General features: G+C 39.9%; 17 protein-coding genes. 6 read left to right on the forward strand and 11 right to left on the reverse strand.

Annotated elements, in window-relative coordinates:
* Positions 1 to 339: 339 nt before the first annotated feature.
* The 3 genes from AC3ANV_RS24970 to AC3ANV_RS24980 all read left to right on the forward strand — a co-directional run bounded on the left by AC3ANV_RS24970 (position 340) and on the right by AC3ANV_RS24980 (position 3,136).
* The gene (locus AC3ANV_RS24970) at positions 340 to 744 is read left to right on the forward strand and encodes a VOC family protein (RefSeq protein ID WP_488311290.1); all 405 of its coding nucleotides are present in this window, start codon (positions 340 to 342) and stop codon (positions 742 to 744) included.
* Between the two features lie 205 nt (positions 745 to 949).
* Positions 950 to 2,092 carry a glycosyltransferase family 4 protein gene (locus tag AC3ANV_RS24975; RefSeq protein WP_488311291.1) on the forward strand — a complete coding sequence of 381 codons (1,143 nt, stop codon included), beginning with the start codon at positions 950 to 952 and terminating at the stop codon, positions 2,090 to 2,092.
* 30 nt (positions 2,093 to 2,122) lie between these two features.
* Positions 2,123 to 3,136 (forward strand): metal-dependent hydrolase, encoded by a 1,014-nt coding sequence (locus AC3ANV_RS24980; protein WP_488311292.1) that lies wholly within the window; start codon positions 2,123 to 2,125, stop codon positions 3,134 to 3,136.
* Between the two features lie 15 nt (positions 3,137 to 3,151).
* On the opposite strand, the gene AC3ANV_RS24985 is transcribed toward AC3ANV_RS24980, so the two are convergent.
* Entirely contained in the window at positions 3,152 to 4,063 is a 912-nt protein-coding gene (locus AC3ANV_RS24985; RefSeq protein ID WP_488311293.1) for a LysR family transcriptional regulator, read from the reverse strand.
* 126 nt (positions 4,064 to 4,189) lie between these two features.
* Here AC3ANV_RS24985 and trxA point away from each other — a divergent pair, with 126 nt between their 5' ends.
* The gene (gene trxA, locus AC3ANV_RS24990; RefSeq protein WP_488311294.1) at positions 4,190 to 4,513 is read left to right on the forward strand and encodes a thioredoxin; all 324 of its coding nucleotides are present in this window, start codon (positions 4,190 to 4,192) and stop codon (positions 4,511 to 4,513) included.
* 341 nt (positions 4,514 to 4,854) lie between these two features.
* Positions 4,855 to 5,937 (forward strand): branched-chain amino acid aminotransferase, encoded by a 1,083-nt coding sequence (locus AC3ANV_RS24995; RefSeq protein ID WP_488311295.1) that lies wholly within the window; start codon positions 4,855 to 4,857, stop codon positions 5,935 to 5,937.
* A 233-nt stretch (positions 5,938 to 6,170) separates the two neighbouring features.
* On the opposite strand, the gene AC3ANV_RS25000 is transcribed toward AC3ANV_RS24995, so the two are convergent.
* The 10 genes from AC3ANV_RS25000 to speB form a co-directional block, all read right to left on the reverse strand.
* Positions 6,171 to 7,589 carry an aldehyde dehydrogenase family protein gene (locus AC3ANV_RS25000; RefSeq protein WP_488311296.1) on the reverse strand — a complete coding sequence of 473 codons (1,419 nt, stop codon included), beginning with the start codon at positions 7,587 to 7,589 and terminating at the stop codon, positions 6,171 to 6,173.
* 16 nt (positions 7,590 to 7,605) lie between these two features.
* Entirely contained in the window at positions 7,606 to 8,949 is a 1,344-nt protein-coding gene (gene gabT / locus AC3ANV_RS25005) for a 4-aminobutyrate--2-oxoglutarate transaminase (protein WP_488311297.1), read from the reverse strand.
* A gap of 174 nt (positions 8,950 to 9,123) precedes the next feature.
* On the reverse strand, positions 9,124 to 9,921 hold the full coding sequence (locus AC3ANV_RS25010) for a carbon-nitrogen hydrolase family protein (RefSeq protein WP_488311298.1): 798 nt from the start codon (positions 9,919 to 9,921) through the stop codon (positions 9,124 to 9,126).
* Positions 9,922 to 10,000: 79 nt separating this feature from the next.
* Entirely contained in the window at positions 10,001 to 11,353 is a 1,353-nt protein-coding gene (locus AC3ANV_RS25015; RefSeq protein WP_488311299.1) for an APC family permease, read from the reverse strand.
* Positions 11,354 to 11,907: 554 nt separating this feature from the next.
* Positions 11,908 to 13,644 (reverse strand): sigma 54-interacting transcriptional regulator, encoded by a 1,737-nt coding sequence (locus AC3ANV_RS25020; protein WP_488311300.1) that lies wholly within the window; start codon positions 13,642 to 13,644, stop codon positions 11,908 to 11,910.
* Positions 13,645 to 13,729: 85 nt separating this feature from the next.
* A complete protein-coding gene (locus tag AC3ANV_RS25025; RefSeq protein WP_488311301.1) occupies positions 13,730 to 15,094 on the reverse strand; it encodes a sigma-54 interaction domain-containing protein in 1,365 nt (454 codons plus the stop codon).
* A 173-nt stretch (positions 15,095 to 15,267) separates the two neighbouring features.
* Positions 15,268 to 15,921 (reverse strand): cyclase family protein, encoded by a 654-nt coding sequence (locus AC3ANV_RS25030; RefSeq protein WP_488311302.1) that lies wholly within the window; start codon positions 15,919 to 15,921, stop codon positions 15,268 to 15,270.
* A 42-nt stretch (positions 15,922 to 15,963) separates the two neighbouring features.
* Positions 15,964 to 17,340 carry a purine-cytosine permease family protein gene (locus tag AC3ANV_RS25035; protein WP_488311303.1) on the reverse strand — a complete coding sequence of 459 codons (1,377 nt, stop codon included), beginning with the start codon at positions 17,338 to 17,340 and terminating at the stop codon, positions 15,964 to 15,966.
* Positions 17,341 to 17,385: 45 nt separating this feature from the next.
* Positions 17,386 to 18,837: an aldehyde dehydrogenase family protein gene (locus tag AC3ANV_RS25040; RefSeq protein WP_488311304.1), complete on the reverse strand. Its 1,452-nt coding sequence runs from the start codon at positions 18,835 to 18,837 to the stop codon at positions 17,386 to 17,388.
* An 89-nt stretch (positions 18,838 to 18,926) separates the two neighbouring features.
* Complete coding sequence (gene speB / locus AC3ANV_RS25045; protein ID WP_488311305.1) at positions 18,927 to 19,940, reverse strand: agmatinase; 1,014 nt, start codon at positions 19,938 to 19,940, stop codon at positions 18,927 to 18,929.
* Positions 19,941 to 20,656: 716 nt separating this feature from the next.
* Here speB and AC3ANV_RS25050 point away from each other — a divergent pair.
* Positions 20,657 to 21,202, forward strand: coding sequence for a DUF3231 family protein (locus tag AC3ANV_RS25050; RefSeq protein ID WP_488311306.1), 546 nt, complete (start codon positions 20,657 to 20,659; stop codon positions 21,200 to 21,202).
* The last annotated feature ends 65 nt before the right edge of the window (positions 21,203 to 21,267 follow it).

Raw genomic sequence — 21,267 nt, forward strand, 5'->3', positions numbered from 1 at the left:
CTTAATGATTGTTTTATCTAAGTTCTTTAGGTTTACGAAAACGGACATAAAAAACTACTTATACTCTATATATAACATATAAAAAGGGTAATTATATTTGTAATACAATAATTTAACAAAAACTCTAAAAATTCTTAATAATTAGGGGTTAATCATAGCTTTTAAGAAATAAAGCAAAAACAGGGATTACTCTATTTATTCCTGTTTTTGCTTTATTCTATTGAATACAGAACTAATGTTCGGATATAATAATGAAGACCCTGGTGGTTGTTTCAAATATGTTTATTTTTTAAATTAGCACCACGGATAAACTTTATTATTTGAAAAGGAGAATGAAATATGATTAAACCTTATTTAATGTTTAACAGAGAATGCGAGGAGGCTTTTAAACTGTATCAAAAAGCTTTTGATGGAGAAATGGTATCGATTCAAAAATATGGTGAAATGCCTCCAAATCCTCAATTTCCTGTGGCCGAAAGTGATAAAGACCTTGTTTTACATGCACAATTGAAATTAACAGAATCAGGATATATTATGGGTTCTGATGGGAAGCGGGACTTTCAAAATAGCGAGAAAGTATGCGTCAGTGTGGAGCTTGATTCTGAGGAACGTGCCAAAAACGCATGGAACATACTTAAAGAGGGTGGAACCATCCATATGGATCTTCAACAAACATTTTTTTCCAAGCTTCACGGTTCTGTGAAGGACAAATATGGGATTACTTGGATGTTTACAGTTATGTAGTCAAAATCCTTTATTTTCACTAAAAAAGGCACCCTTCTAATCAGGAGGGTGCCTCTTTCAATGATTCAAACAAATGATTTTTTCTTTCCTATACAAAGTCTTAACATTTACTTAACAGCAGCTTAAGAATGCATTCTTATTCTTCAAATACAATAGTGATAACTTAATTGAGAAGAATTTGTACATTGTTTAGGAGGAGTTTTTTATGAGAATTGCTATTTTCACAGATACCTTCCATCCGGACATAAACGGAGTTGCCCGAACGCTTAAACAATTTACTGCTTATTTAGAAGATCAAAACATAGCCTATAAAATCTTTGCACCTGATTCTCATTCAAATGAATATGTTTCAACACATATTCACCGTTTTAAAAGTTTCTCTTTTTTCTTATATCCGGAATGTCGTCTGGCCTTTCCTAACCTTCTTCGTATCAGGTCTGAATTACAAGATTTCTCTCCCGATATTATCCATGTCGTAACTCCATTTAACATCGGATTTGCCGGTGTTTATTTGGCCAAAAAATTAAACATACCACTGGTTGGCTCCTATCACACCAATTTCGATTATTACCTACAATTTTATGACCTCCAATTTCTCTCTAAAATACTTTGGAAATACATGAGTTGGTTCCACCGGCCATGTAAAAAATTATTTGTCCCTTCCCATGAAACATTAACACAGCTTGATCGACACGGATTTACAAATTTAGAAATTTGGTCCGGCGGGGTCGATTGCCGGCATTTTCATCCTTACTATGATAAAAAGGCTGTTCGTGAGCACTACGGAATTTCAAAAAAGTACCTCCTTACCTATGTCGGCAGGCTGGCACCTGAAAAAGATGTAAAAACTCTTCTATCTATTGCAAAAACATTGCCATCTGAGATCAATGAGCAAATTCATTGGCTAATTATTGGAGACGGCCCGGAAAGGGATGAACTTCAAAAAGAAGCTCCGGAAAACATGACCTTTACGGGATATTTAAAAGGGGAACAATTAGCGGAATACTATTCAGCATCAGACCTATTCGTTTTTCCTTCTCCTACTGAAACATTTGGAATGGTTGTTCTTGAGGCACTTGCAAGTGGTACACCGGCTATTACTGCCAATTCCGGCGGTGTAAAAAATATTATTAAAGCGGGAGTTACAGGCTATTTGTGTGAACCGGGCAATGTGAAGGAGTTTGCCTATGCCATTCTTCTGCTATTAGAAAATAATAGTTTACGGAAGCAATTAGGTCTTGAAGGAAGAAATTATGCTTTAACACAAAGTTGGGATAACATTTTTTCCAAGTTACTTTGGCATTATTCTACCGTTATCGAGGAACCAAAAATACAAAAATATGCGTGAGCCTATATATCCGGGATTAGGAGTGATCAAATGGATACTTTCTCTCACATCATTATTGGCCTAGGATTAGGAGCTCTCTCTCAAATTGATCCGGCAGTCTCAGAAAATAGTCCGCTAACACAGGCGGTTATTTTAGGTACGGTCATTGGTTCAAACGCACCTGATTTGGACATTATCTTTCGTTTGAAAGGGAAGGGCAGCTATTTCCGGAATCACAGGGGCATGTCTCATTCTCTGCCCGTAATTCCATTATGGGGATTCATTATTACGAGCTTGACTTCCCCCTTATTCCAAGGTTCATCTTTTATACATTTATTTTTATGGACATTTTTAGCGGTGATGGGACATGTCTTTTTTGATTTATTCAATGTACACGGGACACAAATCTTGCTGCCTTTTTCCCGAAAATGGATTGCCTTTGATTCTATCCCTTTAATGGATCCTTACATTTTGATACTCCATTCTATAGGGTTTGGTTTACTCCCATTCTTTAATGCAGGGAAAACTTTTCTTGTAATTTATCTATTCATATTTTTATACCTTGCAATCCGAATTCTTTCAGCATTATTAACGAAAAGACATTTGCAAAATCACTTTCTGAATGCGGTCCGAATAAAACTAATCCCACTTACGGCTATGTTTAAATGGGACATCATCATTGAGACGAACAATGATTTTTTATTCGGTGTATATTCAAAAGGAAATCTATATATTGAACATACTCTTTCAAAAAAAACAGACTTTCCGGCATTGGTTTCCGATAGCAGGCATGACCCGACCATTTCGGACTTTATTGCGAGTACACATTATGCTTATCCCTTTGTTAGCGTAAGGAAAAGCGGCTACTTTGTCTTTTGGAAGGATCTCCGATTTCGAACGAATAAATATTTCCCTTACCTTGCCATCCTTTTCATTTCCTCTGATTTCAAAAATAAGAATTGCTATATAGGTAAGATAACTTCTTTAAGACAGTACAAAAAAGTGTTAAGAAACTTAAAGAATACTCCTGTATCAACTAATGAAAAAAGGGTTAAGACACCATGAGATAAATTGGCTAGATTAGCCTTTTACGATCACAGAATGATAGCTGTTGAATAATTTTAATGATAAATTTTTTGTAAATTCTTGTGTCTCATGAATAAAAGCGGAAACAACGGGACTAGTGTGGTCCGTAGAACGTACCGCAAGCCCTAAGTTTTGGTATACTTGAGGACTTAAATAGGAAGCGTTAACTTTTGGAAGTGTCAATGGAATCGCCATTTCCGGAAGGATTGTATTTCCCACACCTTCTTGAACCATGGCTAAAATGGTAGCTATGTCTCTTACTTCAAATTGAATATTCGGTGATATTCCTTGGGCCTTAAAGATTGAACGCAGCATCCGGTCACATTCTTTTGGCATTATGAAAGGTTCCTTTGCAATTTCCTTTAAATGTAAGGATGAATTGGTTTTCAGCGGGTGATTTTCAGGCAAAAAAACGACCATTTTATCCTGCAGAAGGGGGATAAATTCAAACTCATGCGATTCTTCTGCAATCACGCCAACATCGATGACGGATAGCTTAATCCAATTTCTCACTTCCTCATAGCTTCCTTCATATAGAATGACTTCTACACCGGAAAAGCGTTTTTTAAACGAGCTGATCATACCAGGTAATAATTTAGCTGACATACTTGAAATACTCCCGATTCTTATCGTCCCTGTTTCCAATCCCGTGATACCGGCTGCTTCATTAATAATTTTTGTTTTTATCAACAGTAAATCACGAATTAGGCTCGTGATCCGTTCCCCGGTTTTTGTTAAACTGACACCGGTCCTGTGCCTGTTTAATAATTTTACATTTAAGTCCGTTTCCAATGCTGCTACTGCTTGACTGACCGCTGATTGGGAGAGGCCGATTTGTTCACCTGCTTTGGTAAAACTTTTCGCTTCAACAACCTTTAAAAAAACTTCTAATTGAAAAAGTGTCATAGGCTATCCCTTCTAGTATCATTAGATTTTACTTATACTTAAAATTCAAAACATTAATTTTACTTATATTATAACTCCTCATATACTAAAATCAAAAGCAAACCAAAAGAAAGGTGAGGAGTTCCAATGACTATTTTACATGCAGACGGAAAAGAAATTCTTAAGGAAATCAAAACAAGTAAAACGGTGATCGTTGACTGCTGGGCTCCTTGGTGCCCTCCGTGCAGATTAATTGAACCCATCTTGGAGGAAGTTCATCAAGAATTTGTTGTAAAAATTGTAAAAGTGAATTCCGATGATAATGAGGAATTTATAAGTGAGTTTCAGGTGCTTGGCATACCTACACTATTGCTATTTAAAGACGGCGAGCTTGTGGAGAGGCTGACAGGTTTTCAACCGAAGGAAAAATTGATCGAATCCTTACAAAAGCATGGATTGGTTGAGTTCTAATCCTTAACACTTAAACATAGCCAAGTCAGATAACCCCAAATTTCTTTTTCCACCATAGCGAAAAAAACTATTCTTTCTAAAGTATTTACAGAAAGAATAGTTTTTTTATTGGCGATACTTTGCCTTCGAACTTTCGGCCATTTGTTTTTAAATCTAATTATGGTTAAAAATCGCAGTTTCGTAACCAAATCATTGCCGGCATTTCAAAACAGCCGTAAATTTAATGGCCATTCCCTGCAAAAACTATCCAAATCATGTAAGTTTGAACTAATAAGTGGTATGTTAAAGAAGATATTTTATTACAATAGTATCAATAATAAGGAATCTATAAGAGGTGTATCATGAAACAAGAAATTGCATTTATTCAAAGTGAAGAATTAAAGGTAAAACCTAAAGCCGATTCATTGGGTTTTGGGAAGTATTACAGCGATTACATGTTTGTAATGGATTATCATTCAGAAAAAGGCTGGTATGAACCGCGGATCACTCCTTACGAGCCGTTGATACTTGATCCGGCCGCAATGGTTTTTCACTATGGACAAGCTATCTTTGAAGGATTAAAGGCCTATAAGACAGCGGATGGAACAATCCAGCTCTTCCGTCCGGAAAAAAACATGAAGAGATTTAATGAATCATGTGATAGGATGTGTATCCCCCAAATTGATGAGAATTTTTTATTAAAAGCGATTAAAGAATTAATTCTTATTGAAAAAGATTGGATTCCTGAAGGTGATGGGACATCGCTATACATTCGCCCGTTTATTTTCGCTACGGAACCCTATCTTGGTGTACGCCCTTCCCACCAATATAAATTACTCGTCATCCTTTCTCCGGTAGGAGCCTATTATGGGGACCAGTTAAGTCCTGTCAAAATATATGTTGAAGAGCAGTACGTCCGGGCAGTTATTGGAGGAGTAGGGCATGTGAAGACTGCCGGCAATTATGCCGCCAGCATGAAAGCACAAGAAATGGCAGAGGCGAAGGGTTTTGCCCAAATTCTTTGGCTGGATGCGAAAGAAAATAAATATGTTGAAGAAGTAGGCAGTATGAATATTTTCTTCAAGATCAATGGCGAAGTAGTAACACCTAAATTAAATGGCAGCATTTTAAGCGGTGTTACACGTGATTCCGTTATTCAATTACTAAAACATTGGAATATTCCTGTACGCGAAGAAAAAATTTCGATTGAAGAAGTCTTTGCTGCCCACGAGCGCGGTGAACTTGAAGAAGTATTTGGATCAGGAACAGCTGCCGTCATTTCACCCGTTGGCGAATTAAATTGGAACGATCGTTCAATAGAAATCAACCATCATAAAATTGGCCAACTTTCACAGCGTGTATATGATGAAATTACCGGCGTACAGCTTGGAAAAAAAGAAGATCCATTTAACTGGACAATTAAAGTTGCACAAGTTGTAATCTAATCTCTAGATTGATCACCAAATACATATTTCCTATGAAAGAGGAATATCCCTTTTTATGGAAAATGTTTAGTAATTAAAAAACAAGCTTGAGGTGAAAGTTCTTCCTCAAGCTTGTTTTTTATTGTAATTAAGAGAGGGGCATCCTCCTATCGTCCTTCCTTTACATTCTTTTCATGGAAGATATTTTTCGTAACTGCCCTGCCGTAAACTTCCCCTCTAATAAAAGTCCCTTTTTATTTCTTAAAACTAACCAGCTTCATCTCTGTCATTTCTTCTATCGCATATTTCAATCCCTCACGTCCGATTCCGCTTTCCTTGACACCGCCATATGGCATGTGGTCAACACGGAAGGTTGGGATATCATTAACCATTACGCCGCCTACCTCTAATTCCTCGGCTGCTTTTAGTGCTGTAAAGACATTATTCGTATAAATCCCGGCCTGCAGCCCGTATCGCGAATCATTCACATATGAGATTGCTTCTTCAACCGATGAAATTTTATTAATCAAGACAATTGGAGCAAAGACCTCCTGGCAGGAAACCTTCTCTTTCGGATCCACATTTAAAAGAACCGTAGGCTCGACGATATTTCCTTCTCGCCCGCCTCCTGTAGCAACGACCGCACCGGACTGTCTTGCCTCCTCAATCCATTGAAGCGTTCTATCCACATCCTTTGGACTGATCAAGGCCGATACTTCTGTTTCAGGATCAAGCGGGCTGCCTAATTTTAAGCTCTTCGCTTTGGCAACAAATTTTTCAACGAATTCATCATAAAGCTCCTCATGAACATAGGCTCTTTGCAGGGAAATGCAAACCTGGCCGGCAAAGGAGAAAGCACCTGTTACGGCTCTGGGAATAATCGAATCAACGTCTACTCCCTGATCAACAATTAACGCTGAGTTGGAGCCAAGCTCGAGTGTCACTTTTTTCAATCCGGCTTTGCTGCGCAGACCAATTCCGACGGCCGGACTGCCGGTAAATGTGATAGCTTTCACTCGATCATCCTGGATCAAACGATCTCCGACAACACTACCGCTGCCAGTTACCACATTTAACGCCCCTTTAGGCAAGCCGGCTTCCTGAAGTAGTTCTGCCAGATATAATGACGTCAATGGCGTTTGCGATGCCGGCTTTAAAACAATCGTATTTCCCGCAGCAATCGCCGGTCCCACCTTGTGGGCAACCAGGTTCATCGGGAAGTTAAATGGGGTGATGGCGGCGACAACCCCGATAGGCTGGCGGATCGTAAAGGAAATACGGCCTTCTCCTCCCGGTGCCGCATCCATCGGAATCGTTTCTCCGTGAATCCGTCTTGCTTCTTCTGCTGCAAATTTATAGGTCATAATTGTTCTGGCTACTTCTGCCTTCGCTGTCGTCCACGGCTTTGCTGCCTCAAGAGCAAGTAAACGGGTACACTCTTCTTCGTTCTTTGTCAATAACTCTACTAGTCTTTCTAAAATAGATGCCCGTTCGTGAGCCGGCATTTTTGCCATCATAGGTCTGGCCTTTTCGGCTGCAGCAATCGCTGAATCGACTTCTCCTGCATCGGCATACGCGATTTCTGCAAGCAATTCATTATTATAAGGACTGTACAAAGGGCGATACTCTTTCGCTTCTACCCATTCACCATTAATAAATAACTGTTTTTTCATCGTAATCACTCCTAATCTACACCAATTGTTTTAGCACTTCTTCAATCACATCGAGTGCTTCCTCTAGTTGATCATCAGTAATGACAAGCGGCGAAAGGAATCGTAGTACATTCCCATAAAGTCCGGCGCTAAGGACAATGACACCCCGTTTGTTACATTCTTGGACTATTTTCGCCGTTAGGTCTTTATTAGGCTCTCTTGTTTGGGGATCCTTTACAAGCTCCACTGCACACATGGCTCCTAATCCGCGAACATCGCCAATCACATCAATTGTATCCTTCAAACTATTAAAGCGCGATACAATTTTTTCGCCAATTAAATTGGCACGGTCAGCCAGCTTTTCTTCATCGATCATTTCAATGACCTTTAACCCCGCGACACATCCTAATGGACTGCCGCCATACGTACCGCCTATTTCACCTGGAGCTGCTGCATCCATAATTTCAGCACGGCCTGTTACGGCACTAATTGGGAGTCCCGCCGCAATGGACTTCGACATCGTCATGATGTCCGGAACCACATCAAAGTGCTCAATGGCAAACATTTTCCCCGTACGGCCAAAGCCCGTTTGGATTTCATCCGCAATAAAAAGGATACCGTGCTTTTCACAAATCCGTTTCACACCTTGAACAAACGTCTTAGATGGAATGATAAATCCACCCTCTCCTTGAACAGGCTCCATAATAATCGCCGCAATTTCTTCAGCAGGAACTTCAGATAAGAAAAAGTCTTCCAGCTGATTTAATAGATTTTGATCCAGCTCTTCCGGCGTAACGCCAAACGGTGCCCGGTAATAATAGGGATAACGGGCCTTATACGTATCAGGTGCAAACGGACCAAAGCCGAACTTATAAGGCTTCACCTTACTGGTAAGAGACATGGCTAACAAGGTTCTGCCGTGAAATCCTCGATCAAAGGAGATAATCGCCTTCCTGCCTGTATATTTCCGGGCTATTTTCACCGCATTTTCCACCGCTTCTGCGCCGCTATTGAGGAAAAAGGTCTTTTTGGCATGTGCTCCTGGTGTAATTTGATTTAACTTTTCAGCAAGCTCAATGTAAGGCTCATACATCATGACGTTAAAGCCGGGATGGATATACTTTTGTATTTGTTCTGTCAAAGCTTCCACTACCTTTGGCGGGCAATGACCTGCATTTAGTGTACCAATCGCACCGCCTAAATCGATGAATACATTCCCATCTACATCCTCTAACAATGCCCCTTTCCCTTTAGCAGCAAATGATGGTACTGTATTGGAAACTCCCTTAGGAACATTATTGGCTCTTCTTTCTAATAGTGATGAAGATTTTGGACCAGGAACTGCTGTCTTTAGTTCAATCGATTTCATCGTCGTTTTCATATGATTTTCCCCTTCCCAATTTCGCTTATTAAAAAGCATTTTCTTACTTTTATGTAATGCAATATTCATGCCAAGTTTTCAATTCCCTATAAAAAGCGTCCTTTTCAAAAAATGACAGGAACCATCATTCAAAAATGAATAACATCATTCATTTTTGAATGAAATTAGTCTTTCTTATTCTTTTTGATAGAGTTCAGTCCTTCGATCAGCTAAATAATTAAATACTGTAGTTGCATTTTGGATATCCTCTAGCGATAAATCAACGATTTTTACAGCTTCTACATTCTCTTCAATTTCCGTAATCAGCTTTCCATCCGGTCCAATCACGGCACTTTGACCGCGGTATTCATATTTTTCATTCGCTCCAATTCGGTTGCAGTAGACAACGAAGCATTGATTTTCGAGTGCCCGGGCCTGAATAAACAGGCGGTGAATATATTCATAGGGTGACATATTCGCAGAATTCACGATAAGGAGATTGACGCCTTGTAAGGCCAGCGCCCTTGCCGGTTCCGGAAATTCAATATCATAACAGGTAAGAAGACCGAGCGATAAAGGGCCCAAGCTTACTTTCGTCCACTCATTCCCTCGGCTAAAAATTTTGTTTTCATCAGTAAAAAGATGCGTCTTTCGATAATAAGCAAGCGCCTGCCCATCTTTATTTAAAAAGCAGGAAGTAATATACATTTCCTCATCAGAAACATACTCCGGAAAGGAATAAACCAATGAGACTGAATAGGTCCTTACCATTGTCTGAATGCGTCTAAAGCTTTCCCCTTCACGCTCCTCAGCTATTGATTTCATTTGCTCCTCAGAAGTGAGTCCAGTCAGGTTTAACTCAGGTAAAATAAGAATATCAGCAGCTGCTTCCGAGGCTTTTTTAATGGCCTTCTCCATTTTCATCAGATTTTCTTCTTTATTTCCATCTACAATAGCAAGCTGTGCCAAAGCGATTCTATACGTTTTTTCCATCCTTCAACCCCCCATTTGGAAATGAGTGGCTCCGAATCCTGCTTCGACTCGGAGCCATCCTACTATCATTCTTAAAATCTTACACTGCTTCATCAATGCTTTCAAAATGCATTTCCGGCGGTTGTTTCTTAAACATTCTCGTGAGGAACAGTAAGTAGGCAAACCCGCAAGCCGCCCAAATTCCACCTAAAACCAACGCGTTTTTATCCAAATTCACTAACAGCCAGAAGTCAAAACCAACGCCGATGAGCGGAAATAATAAAAAGAATAAGTAATCTTTTCCTGCTCTTCTTCTTCCTTTTACATAATAGTGTGCAATGACGGAAACATTGACTAACGTAAAGGCGATGAAAGCACCAAAGTTAATAAAAGATGTAGAAGTCGAAACGTTAAGCTTCAATGCCAACAAACCGATAATCGCCACCAGGATAATGTTGAGTACCGGTGTTTTGAACTTAGGATGAAGATAGCCAAAGAATTTCTTTGGCAGTACAGAATCACGGCCCATTGCATACAACAATCTCGAAGCACTGGCTTGAGCCGAAATTCCGGAGGCAAACTGCGCAATAATGATCCCTGCAAGAAAAATAGAGCTAAATAAATTTCCGCCAATTTGTTTGGCAATTTCAAAACCTGCTGAATCAACACTTTTAAAATTATGAAAATTCGGGTGCACTAATTGGGTGAAATAGGATGAAACGATGAAAATAACGCCGCCAATTACCGTCGTAAGAATAATCGCTCTTGGAATATTTTTTTCGGGGTGAAGGGCCTCTTCTGTAAACGTTGAAATCGCATCAAATCCCAGGAATGAATAACACGCAATGGAGGCCCCGGCAAGGACGAATGAAAACGACACGTTTCCATTGACAAATGGGTTTATAGAAACAAGTGTTGCCTCACCCATTCCTCCTGTGATACTTTTAATACTTAAAATAATGAAGAAGGCAATAACTAAAAATTGAAACACCATCATCAACGTATTAACTTTGGTACTCAACTTAATTCCGAATATATTAATTAAGGTAGTCACTAAAATAAACGATACTACCCATAACCATGTTGGCACTGCAGGAAAGGCGGCATTTAAATAAGCGCTTCCAATTAGCCATATCGCCATCGGAATGAACACATAGTCCAGAAGGGTTGCCCATCCTACCATAAACCCTAAATGCGGATTGAGAGATTTCCTTGTATAGGTATAAGCGGAGCCTGCAACAGGAAAAGCTTTAACCATTTGCGTATAGCTGAAAGCGGTAAAAAACATAGCGATTAATGCCACAAGATAAGCAGTTGCCTCAAGTCCGTGTGTCGCTTGGGCAACTGTACCATAAATTCCAAATACAATCATTGGCGCCAAATAAGCTAGTCCAAAAAGGACTAAATGGGATAATGTTAGTGAACGTTCCAGTGATACCTCTCGATTTTTCATTAAAATCCCCCTTCAAATCTTTTCGTAACGTCATAGAATTGGAATCTTGCAATTAATATTTTGCGTCTTTTAGTTTGAATAATCCGAAAATTAAAGATACAAATGTACCAAAGCACACAGGAAAATAAATTAAGATCTGCTTACACCTTTTCCCTCCTTACTTTAGAAATCCCCCTTCATCCCCATAAAAAACATAAGGTCACCCTTCTTTAATGCAATTATCGTGCCATTCATTTAATAGACGCTTGCTTTTGATTTCTCCCCTTATTTGAACGCAAAAAAAGAAAAGCTCATTCATTTCTGAATGACGATTATTCAAAAATGAATGAGCATTTTATTTTTGGCTGTGTTAAACTTGCCTGTTGATTTGCGCTCCAGGCGCTTCGCTTTCCGCGGGCGGGTCGGGAGCCTCCTCAAGCATTAAGCCTGCGGGGTCTCCCTTGACCTGCTTTTCCCGCAGGAGTCTCGCGCCTTCCGCTCCAATCAACAAAGTGAGCTAAATCAACAATAAGCTTTAACATAGCCTTATTTTTTAAAAAATCATTTTCACTTTTCTATTGTTTCATCCCCATATTGTTCTTTAGCTTGTTATAAAGTCTGCTAATGGTAGGCTGGCTCACTTCCAGCACTTCTGCAACTTTTGTTAGTGTATTGTATTTTGATAGGGCTAATTGAAGAAGTTGTTTTTCTGTATCTTGAACCGCATGCTGCAAAGGAATAATGGAATGGACCTCGACCGGGTTTTGACTCTTCTTGCGATTCTCCAGAATTTTCACCAGATCATTGGCTGTAATCATTTGGTTGGCGGTGATAACCATGGCTCTTTCCATTACATTTTGTAATTGTCTTATATTCCCGGGCCATTTGTGGGCCTTTAACATTTCCATTGCATCCTCTGAAAAATGATTTTTTGTCGAAAATCTATCATTATAATATTCCAGAAAGTGATACACCAGGTGCTCGATATCATCCATTCTCTCACGCAAAGGCGGAACAAATAATGGAATGACATGAATCCGGTAAAATAAGTCTTCACGAAACGTTCCTGCTGTCACCATTTCCTCCAGGTTTTTATTGGTTGCTGCAATAATTCGAATATTAATTGGAATGGCCCTTGTTCCGCCAATTTTCATAATCTCGCGTTCTTGAATCGCCCTTAATAATTTAACTTGTAAATTTAGCGGCAGTTCCCCAATCTCATCAAGAAAAAGAGTTCCCTCATTGGCTAATTCGAATAATCCCTTTTTACCATTTCCGAGAGCACCTGTAAAAGCACCCTTTTCATAACCAAATAATTCACTTTCCAATAAATTCTCTGGAATCGAACCACAGTTTATCCGGATAAAGGGCTTTTCCGCCCGCGGGCTTAGCTGATGGATGGAATGGGCAATTAATTCTTTCCCCACTCCTGATTCTCCGTAAATGGTAACCGTTGATTCTACCTGGGCGACACGATCCACTTCAAACATTAAATTTTTCATTTGCTCTGATTGATAAATAATCCTCTTTCCATTACCTTGATGAACCTTTCTTAATATATCAACCTCTTTACGGTATTGCTCTTTAAGCGTTACTGCCTCCTCTAGCTCTTTCTCTAATTTCGTTTCTTCCGTAATATCACGAGAGGCAATGACAATTCGCACTAATTCTTTCTTTCTATTAAAAATGGGATTCCCAACAGCTAAAATTTTCCGGCCAAATCGGTTATGCTGTACAATCGAAATTTTCTTCTTTTCTTCGATTACTTTCCTGGTTACGGATGGCTTAAACCAGCCCTTTTCTTCAAGGTCCAAAATATTTTGGCCAATAACCGTCTGCAGGTTAACACCCCATAAATTATTGGTGCTTCGATTGGAAACTCTGATGATTTTCCCTTGGGAGTCTACAACCAGCACCTCATCGTAAATGGAGTCAACAATCGCCTCTAAATCGGTTGTCATCGCCTTTAAATCTTTCGAATAGGCCTGCTTCAAAGAATCGATTTCCAACGATTTACCATCTATCCAGCCGAGCACTTGAACCTGTTCATCGACAATAAGGGCATAGGAAAAATCATGAACAGAAATGGAAACGCCTTCATGATTCTTTATGATTATAAAGTCAGTGTCATATGCCAGCTTTTGCTCAAGTCTGTCTGTTTGCATGAGTAGATGATGACTATCGCAAATCCCAACAAGCCTGTCTCCTTTTTGGATAACCAGCAATCGTAAGTTATTTTCTATCATTATACCTAAGGCTTTCTTAACGTTTGACCCGTCAGCTACAATGGCAAAGTCTTGATTATAATCCAAGTGGGATTCTTCCTTTCAATTTCGTAAATTCATCCTGACACAAGTAACAGCTTCTATTTTATAAAGTTACGCAAGAGAACTTTTTTTAGCTGCCACGACGGTATTTTTGCAGTTTCCTAACGACTGTTGCCTGGCTTATTCCCAACTTTTCGGCAACCTTTGTGGTGCTCTTTAATTGATGATAGGCATTGCCTAAAATATTCGCTTCAAATTGGTCGACCATTTCTTGAAGAGTCTTTCCCTCCAGGCAGACTGTTGCTTCTTTTTGTTTGAATATAGCTGGTAAGTCCTCTACCCGAATAACCGGATCATCTGTCGTTAACATAATCCGCTCTATCATGTTTTCCAGCTCTCTTACATTTCCGGGCCAATCATACTTGGATAACAAAACAATCGCTTCCGGATGGAAGCTTTTAGCCAAGTGATACTGCTTATTAAATCGGGCAGCGAATTCAAGGATAAATGCAATGACATCCTCCGGCCGTTCACGAAGTGACGGTATGTGAATCGGTACAACAGACAAACGGAAATATAAATCCTGACGGAACTTCCCATCTTTAATCATTTGCCCGATATCCACGTTAGTTGCTGCAATTAATCGAAAATCTACTTCACGCGGCTTCGTGCTCCCGACACGGTAAAACCTTTTTTCTTGTATTAACGTGAGTAATTTAACCTGAAGATTTAAAGGAAGCTCGCCAATTTCATCTAAAAAAAGGGTCCCTCCTTCCGCCATTTCTACCAAACCTTTTTTTCCTTGTTGTTTCGCTCCGGAAAACGAACCGGATTCATAGCCAAATAGTTCGGATTCTAAAAGCGATTCTGGAATGGAGCCGCAATTTATCTCAACCAATGGTCCATTTTTCCTCATACTGCGGCGGTGGATGTATTTGGCCAATTTGGTCTTGCCGGTTCCTGATTGACCCGTTAGTAAAACGGTTACATCGAAATCGGCAATTTTTTTAGCGGCAGCCAGCACTTGATTCATTAAGGGGCTTGAAGCAAGAAACTCGGCTTCATCATGTTGCTTGCTTTTTAACGTTTGTAATTCAGTACGGACCTGTTCCATTTCTTTTTCCATCTTGCTTACATATTCTTTGAGGCGAACTAGCTCCGTTACGTCATGGGAATAACTAACGATTAATTTTAAGTTTCCCAAAGAATCAAAAATGGGATTGGCAGTTAATAAAACCTTAGTCCCTACTTTTGTTTCTTGGATTAAAGTTAGCTTTTTCCTGGTTTCAATTACTTTTTTAGAAATGGATGGCTGAAAAACCCCCTCCTTCTCCAAGACATAGACTGATTTTCCAATCAACTCGTTTTTAGGCTTCAGATACATGTTTTCGATTGTTTTATCAATATAAAGAATGATTCCCTGATGATCACAAATCACCAGATTGTTATGTACATACTCCATGATTTCTGTCCAATCAAAGTTGACATCAGGCATCAGGACTCACCTTCTCTCTATTTGCTTATGCAATTCTGTATAACTATTATACAAAATTGCATGAATTATCACAATTAACAAACAAAAACCATATATGACTTTACTCTTTTAACTCCTCTTCATTCCATAGAAAAAACCCAATCCTGTTATGATAGATTGGGTTTTTTGTAATATTAATAGGTTTGTATGGCTACAGCACGAACAGGTGAACCATCTGATCCTGCTACTCTTAGAGGGAAAGCACAGATTAAAGGATTCTCAAAATCAATTCCTTCAAAATTGGCTAAATTTTCAGCAATAATCCCATTTACTGCCGCAACCGCATCATGGACAGGAAACGAATTTCCACCGGTGATATCGATATTGATGCAATCGATGAAAAAGGTTCGGATCCCCCGGCGAATCAATTCAGCGACGACTTCAATATTTACATAGGGGTGCTGGAAATACTTATCTTCTCCTGCATATCGGGACCAGCCGGTATGAAAGAGAACAATCTTTCCAGGTTCCATTTTTTCTAAAAATGGTTCGACATCTTCCATCACAATTTCCTCTTGTTCGTTTTTCCCAAGGACAGGAATCACCACTCCGGTGCCAATAAAAAGGCTTAGGTCGGATTCATCAATCCGTTGGCCATTTTGGCAAAAATGATAAGGAGCATCCACATGGGACCCTGTTTGGGATCCGATATGAACATAATGAAGATTATACCCTTCATTCTCAATCGTTGTTGCTACACGAATATTTGGTTCCGGGTCTCCCGGATAGATAGGGGTTTGGTTATTTAAAGGCAATGATAAGTCTACTATTTTCTTAGATTTAAACATTCATTGATCATCCTTTCTGCTGCTAAATAATAGTTTTTCATCCTACTTCCCAACGGTCACCTGATCCAATACCTCTTTTTGCCCTCTCCCGAAAGCTTTTTGAAGCTTCATTAGTCCCCAGTACACAAACGAGGTAACCAAAAATGTTAATACAGTTGCTCCTGTCGGCAAGAGCTGCACATAGGTGAAGTAATAGCCGAACGAAGCACCAATCGCAAAAGAAAGAAAGGATTGAATATTAAAGCCTCTGGAATACCAGTATGTTTTCTTATGGTTATCAATTATTTCATGAGCATCATAGAAACCGCGTTTGACCAAATAGTAATCAATAATTAATAAAGCCGTTACCGGAATAAACAGAGTTCCAATCATGAAGAGGAAATTTTGGAAATGATTCAGCAGCCACTGTTTTAACAGTGCGCCAACAACAGTCAGAACACCGATACTTAAGGCTGCAGGTACGAATTTTTGTTTTGTAAATACAGCCAGAAAGGACATCGTCGAGCTATAGAGGGCCATTACATTAGTGGAAACGACAGACAAGAACACCACGAGCGCAGAAATTAATCCTAACCAAGGGTTCTTGGCCCCAATAAGAATTGCAGGATCATACGTTTGAGTTACATGCATGATGATGGATAGAGATGATACCGTGGCACCAAGTCCCATGGCAATAAAGGTGCCGATATTGTATCCCGCATAGGTACCGATTACTCCGGCCTTCGATGATTTTGCGTTACGATTGAAGTCACACACACATGGCAGCCAGGAAAAAGAGGTTGCCACCACCATATCGAACGCAGTCATGAAGGTATTTTGGGGATTCTTGCTTAATGTAAGATGAAATATATCCGAAATATGATATTTGATAAGCATATAGCCTACTAATACCACGCAAAGCCAAATCATCAGATGGGCGGCCAAAGAGGCAAATTTCTCAATGCCTTTATGACCGAAAATGGTTACAAGAATGACAAACACTTGTGTAAATAACGTCCAAAAATTAATGTTTTCCCAACCCGTTAAATATTTTACTGCCTGATTCAGGCTCAAGCCTGCCATATAAGCCTGAACCCAGCTCCAGCCAATTAATACAATGGTGTTGGCCAAAGATGGAATATGGCTGCCACGGGTTCCAAACGCACCTCTTGTTAAAATCATTGTGGGTAATCCCGTCCGTGTTCCAATTTTCCCTGCCAGTGTTAAAAAAATGGCTCCTACTAACGAACCAATCAAAATGACAGAAAGCGCCGTGAGATAGGACATATCCGGAATAAAAAGCCCGCCGGTAAATACCGTGGTGATGACGACATTCGAACCGAGCCATAAGGAAAAGGATAAGAATAATCCCATGGTGCGTTCATTCATCGGTGTTGGCTGGACATTATCATGCGCCAAATGGGACTCATGATTGGACATTGAATAACCTCCCTTAAATAGCTTTTTAATTACAGAACATTAAACTTAAGCGTACCATCCAATTGGCCGAAGGGTCCGGTTACTATTAATGTGTTTTGGTTCGGTAAACGCCGATAACCCATAAGGACCTAACTCCCTCCCTATGCCGCTCTGCTTGAAGCCGCCCCAGGGAGCTTCCAAATGAGGCGTATGGTATCCGTTGATCCAAATCGTTCCTGCTTTTAATTGACTGGCGACTCTTTCCGCTCGTTCAAGGTCATTACTTAATACACCTGCAGCCAATCCATAGGCAGTTCCGTTCGCTAGTGCAACCGCTTCTGATTCCGATGCAAACGATTGAACCGTGATCACCGGACCAAATATTTCTTCTTGAACGATTTGCATATCCTGTTTGACATTAATGAAAACGGCCGGTTTCATATAGTAACCCTTATCAGAAATCTGTTTCCCACCGTAATAAATTGTGGCTCCCTCAGAAATTCCAAGCTCCAGAAATGTTTGAATCCGTTGAAGGTGGGCTTTACTGATGACAGGACCCATCTCTGTTGAATCATCGAGCGGGTCCCCTATTTTGAGGTTTGATAAACGCTCTGAAATTCTACTCAAAAAGGTGTCTTGCAGCCGGTGATGGATGAGAATTCGTGAAGAAGCCACACATACCTGGCCCTGATTAAAGAAAGCTCCAAACATCGCCCAATCTACAGCCGTTTCGAGATCCGCATCATCAAAAATGAGAAGCGGAGATTTGCCTCCCAATTCTAACGAAACTCGTTTCATTGTCTTGGCGCATTCCATGTAAATCCATTGTCCGGTTTTCGATCCGCCGGTGAACGATATTTTATCAACCTGTGGATGCTGAACGATTGCCCTACCTGCCTTTGCATCTCCTGTCAAAAGATTAAACACCCCGGAAGGCATACCTGCCTCTTCGGCAAGAACGGCCAATTTTAAGAAGGAGAGGGGAGTGAGCTCTGATGGTTTAAAAACAATTGTATTCCCAGCCGCTAATGCAGGGGCTAATTTCCAAATCCCCAATAGTAAAGGGAAATTCCATGGAACAATTAATCCACAGACGCCAATGGCCTCTTCCTCAACCCGGCTCATTGTTCCATCAAACATTTCTTTTTGCCAGACTTTCCTATTTTCCACAAGATCCGCATAGTACCTAAGGCAAGCAACGGAATCCGATATATCCAGCTGTGATTCACGAATGTGCTTTCCTGTATTTTGCGTTTCCCACTTAGCCATGTCGTCTGTGGAAAATTCAAGAAGATTCGCCAGGTTACGAAGAACTGTTACCCGCAATTCTGTATGGATTGCCCAATCACTTTCATCAAAGGACCGTCTTGCTACCTCTACCGCTTGATTAACTTGGGACGGTGATGCTTCGGTCACTTCCGCCAAACATTCTTCGGTGGCTGGATTTAGAATTTGGCGTTTGCCTCCTTCTCCCGGCACCCAAGCCCCATTTATATAAAGGCCTAAATCCACCTGCATTGATTCTCCTCCTAATGGCGCCTATTTTTGTATAAATCGTGCCAATTTTGCAAAAATTAAACTTGAAATAATTCTAGCAGACTGGCTCTTTATATTGAACTGGGACTGATATGATTTTTTCCATTCTCCGTTTTTCTACCTGCGTCCCCTTGTCCTAATTGACTTCTCTTTTGCAATGCAATTAAAGTAATAAATTCATATACGATGTTAGCAGCTGCTGCAGCCGTGATTTGCCCATGATCAAAGGCGGGTAATACTTCTACTAGATCAAAACCTACGAAATGGATGCCTGCTAACCCTCTTACTAGTGCCAGGGCATCATCGATATTAACTCCCGATACTTCCGGTGTTCCTGTTCCCGGAGCATAAATTGGGTCAAGAAAATCAATATCAAACGATAAGTAAACCGGGCCTTTCCCTACTCGCTGATGAATCACATTCAACATGTTCCCGACACCGACTCGTTTCAATTGATTCGTAGTCCATACCTCCAATCCTAAATCTCTGGCATCCTGAAGGTCCTCCGGGCCGTATAATCCACCGCGCATTCCAATTTGAATGGAACTGGAAGGATCTATTAAACCTTCTTCGATGGCCCGGCGGAACGGGGTCCCATGATTATATTTTTGTCCAAAATAACTATCCCAAGTATCCGAATGGGCATCAAAATGAAGCAGTGAAACCGGCCCATGATGCCCGGCCAATGCACGAAGTTCTCCGAGGGCAATGGAGTGGTCCCCGCCCAGCACAATCGGGATAATTCCCCGTTCGATAATTGGACTTAGTCCTTCTACCATTTTGTTGTACGTTTCCGCCATATAACCAGGAACAACAGGGATGTCTCCGTAATCAATCCCGGAAACGTAATCAAACACATTAATATCCTGCTCCGGGTTATACGGGCGAAGAAGAATGGAAAAATCACGTATGGCTTCAGGGCCAAACCTCGCTCCGGTACGGAAGGACTGACCCGTATCAAATGGAACACCTGTTACTACAAAATCCATGTGTTCATCCAATTTTTCTACAAATGGAAGCCTCATAAATGTCCGCGGGCCGCAAAACCTTGGTGAATCAAACGAATTCTTTGGTTGATATTTCATCCTACATGCCTCCTTTATTCATACATCTTTTTATTAAGCAAGAATCATGCCAAACTAAATTCCTTATCACAATCTTAAAAATCCTCTAGGTCAATTGATATTACCTATACATACTTGTATAGATTTCTCTATTTCCTCGTTTTTCTGCTATGCATTATTGGATAAGCTCTATACATTTGTGTATACATTTATTAAAATATAAAAAAGTTATATGATTTAACCGGGAGTTTTTGTCCTGTCCGAATCTGCCTCGTATTCGGACTATCTTAGGCTATTTCTAACCTATCCTGTCTGAATAGTTAGCATTCACTATGCAAATATCTGCAAAATTTTTAAATACTAGGTAGAATTCACACGATAAATCAAACTAAATTCATATACTAATTATTTCTATCCTTTAGAAATACACTGTGAATTCATATATGAAAAGTTCGTAAAAGTGTATAGAAACCTTGCACTAACAACAAAGAAACACACGATATTTCCTATGTGAAATGTCGTGTGTTTCTTCGTGTGATTTTAATGTTTGCACCTTTGAAGTAAATCCGTTAATAATTTTCTCAGGTTTCCTCCTAATATTTATACTTACCATATCGCCGTTTCACAGACATCACTCTTTCAGTAACCTAGCTTTTCAAAAAAGACTACCCTATGAATAATCTAACTTACGCTTTCAAACCATATATATAAATAAAAATATGATAGGTGTGAAACGCATGGTAAATATATGGGAAACAGTCGTTGATAGCCTTAAATCCATAACAGATCAAGATGATAACCAACCCCTTCATGTAGGGGAGGTGATGTCATGTTGGATTTACTTGGCAGGTCTTGAATTGGCAAAAGTATCTGTTCAAACAGGTATAAATACTACGACGGATGATGAACTGAAAAAAATGCTAGAAGAAGATATGAAACTTGGGACCAGCCAGCGGAAACGACTCCATGCTTTCCTGATTAAAGAAGGAATTACATTACCTCCTGCCCCTGAAGATATGCCAATATCAGATGCTAATGATATTCCGCCTGGTGTTAAATTAACTGACGATGTAATTGCTAACGAATTATCTTTAAAAATCGTTAGTTTGATTGTGCGGGCTGCAGGTGCTGCATCCGAGTCAATTCGAACGGATGTCGGATTAATGTTTATTCAATTCCAAACAGAAAAATTTGCTTTTGCGACCAGATTGAAACATTTAATGCGCAAACGAGGTTGGATTAAAGTGCCGCCGTTTTACCTTCCTCCGGGTACCAAACAATAGTATATTTTCTACCCTCTGATAAACTCATCACTCTAAGAGGGTTTCTTTTTGAATTTTTCACGCAT

Source organism: Neobacillus sp. DFD-2R (genome assembly GCF_057747865.1).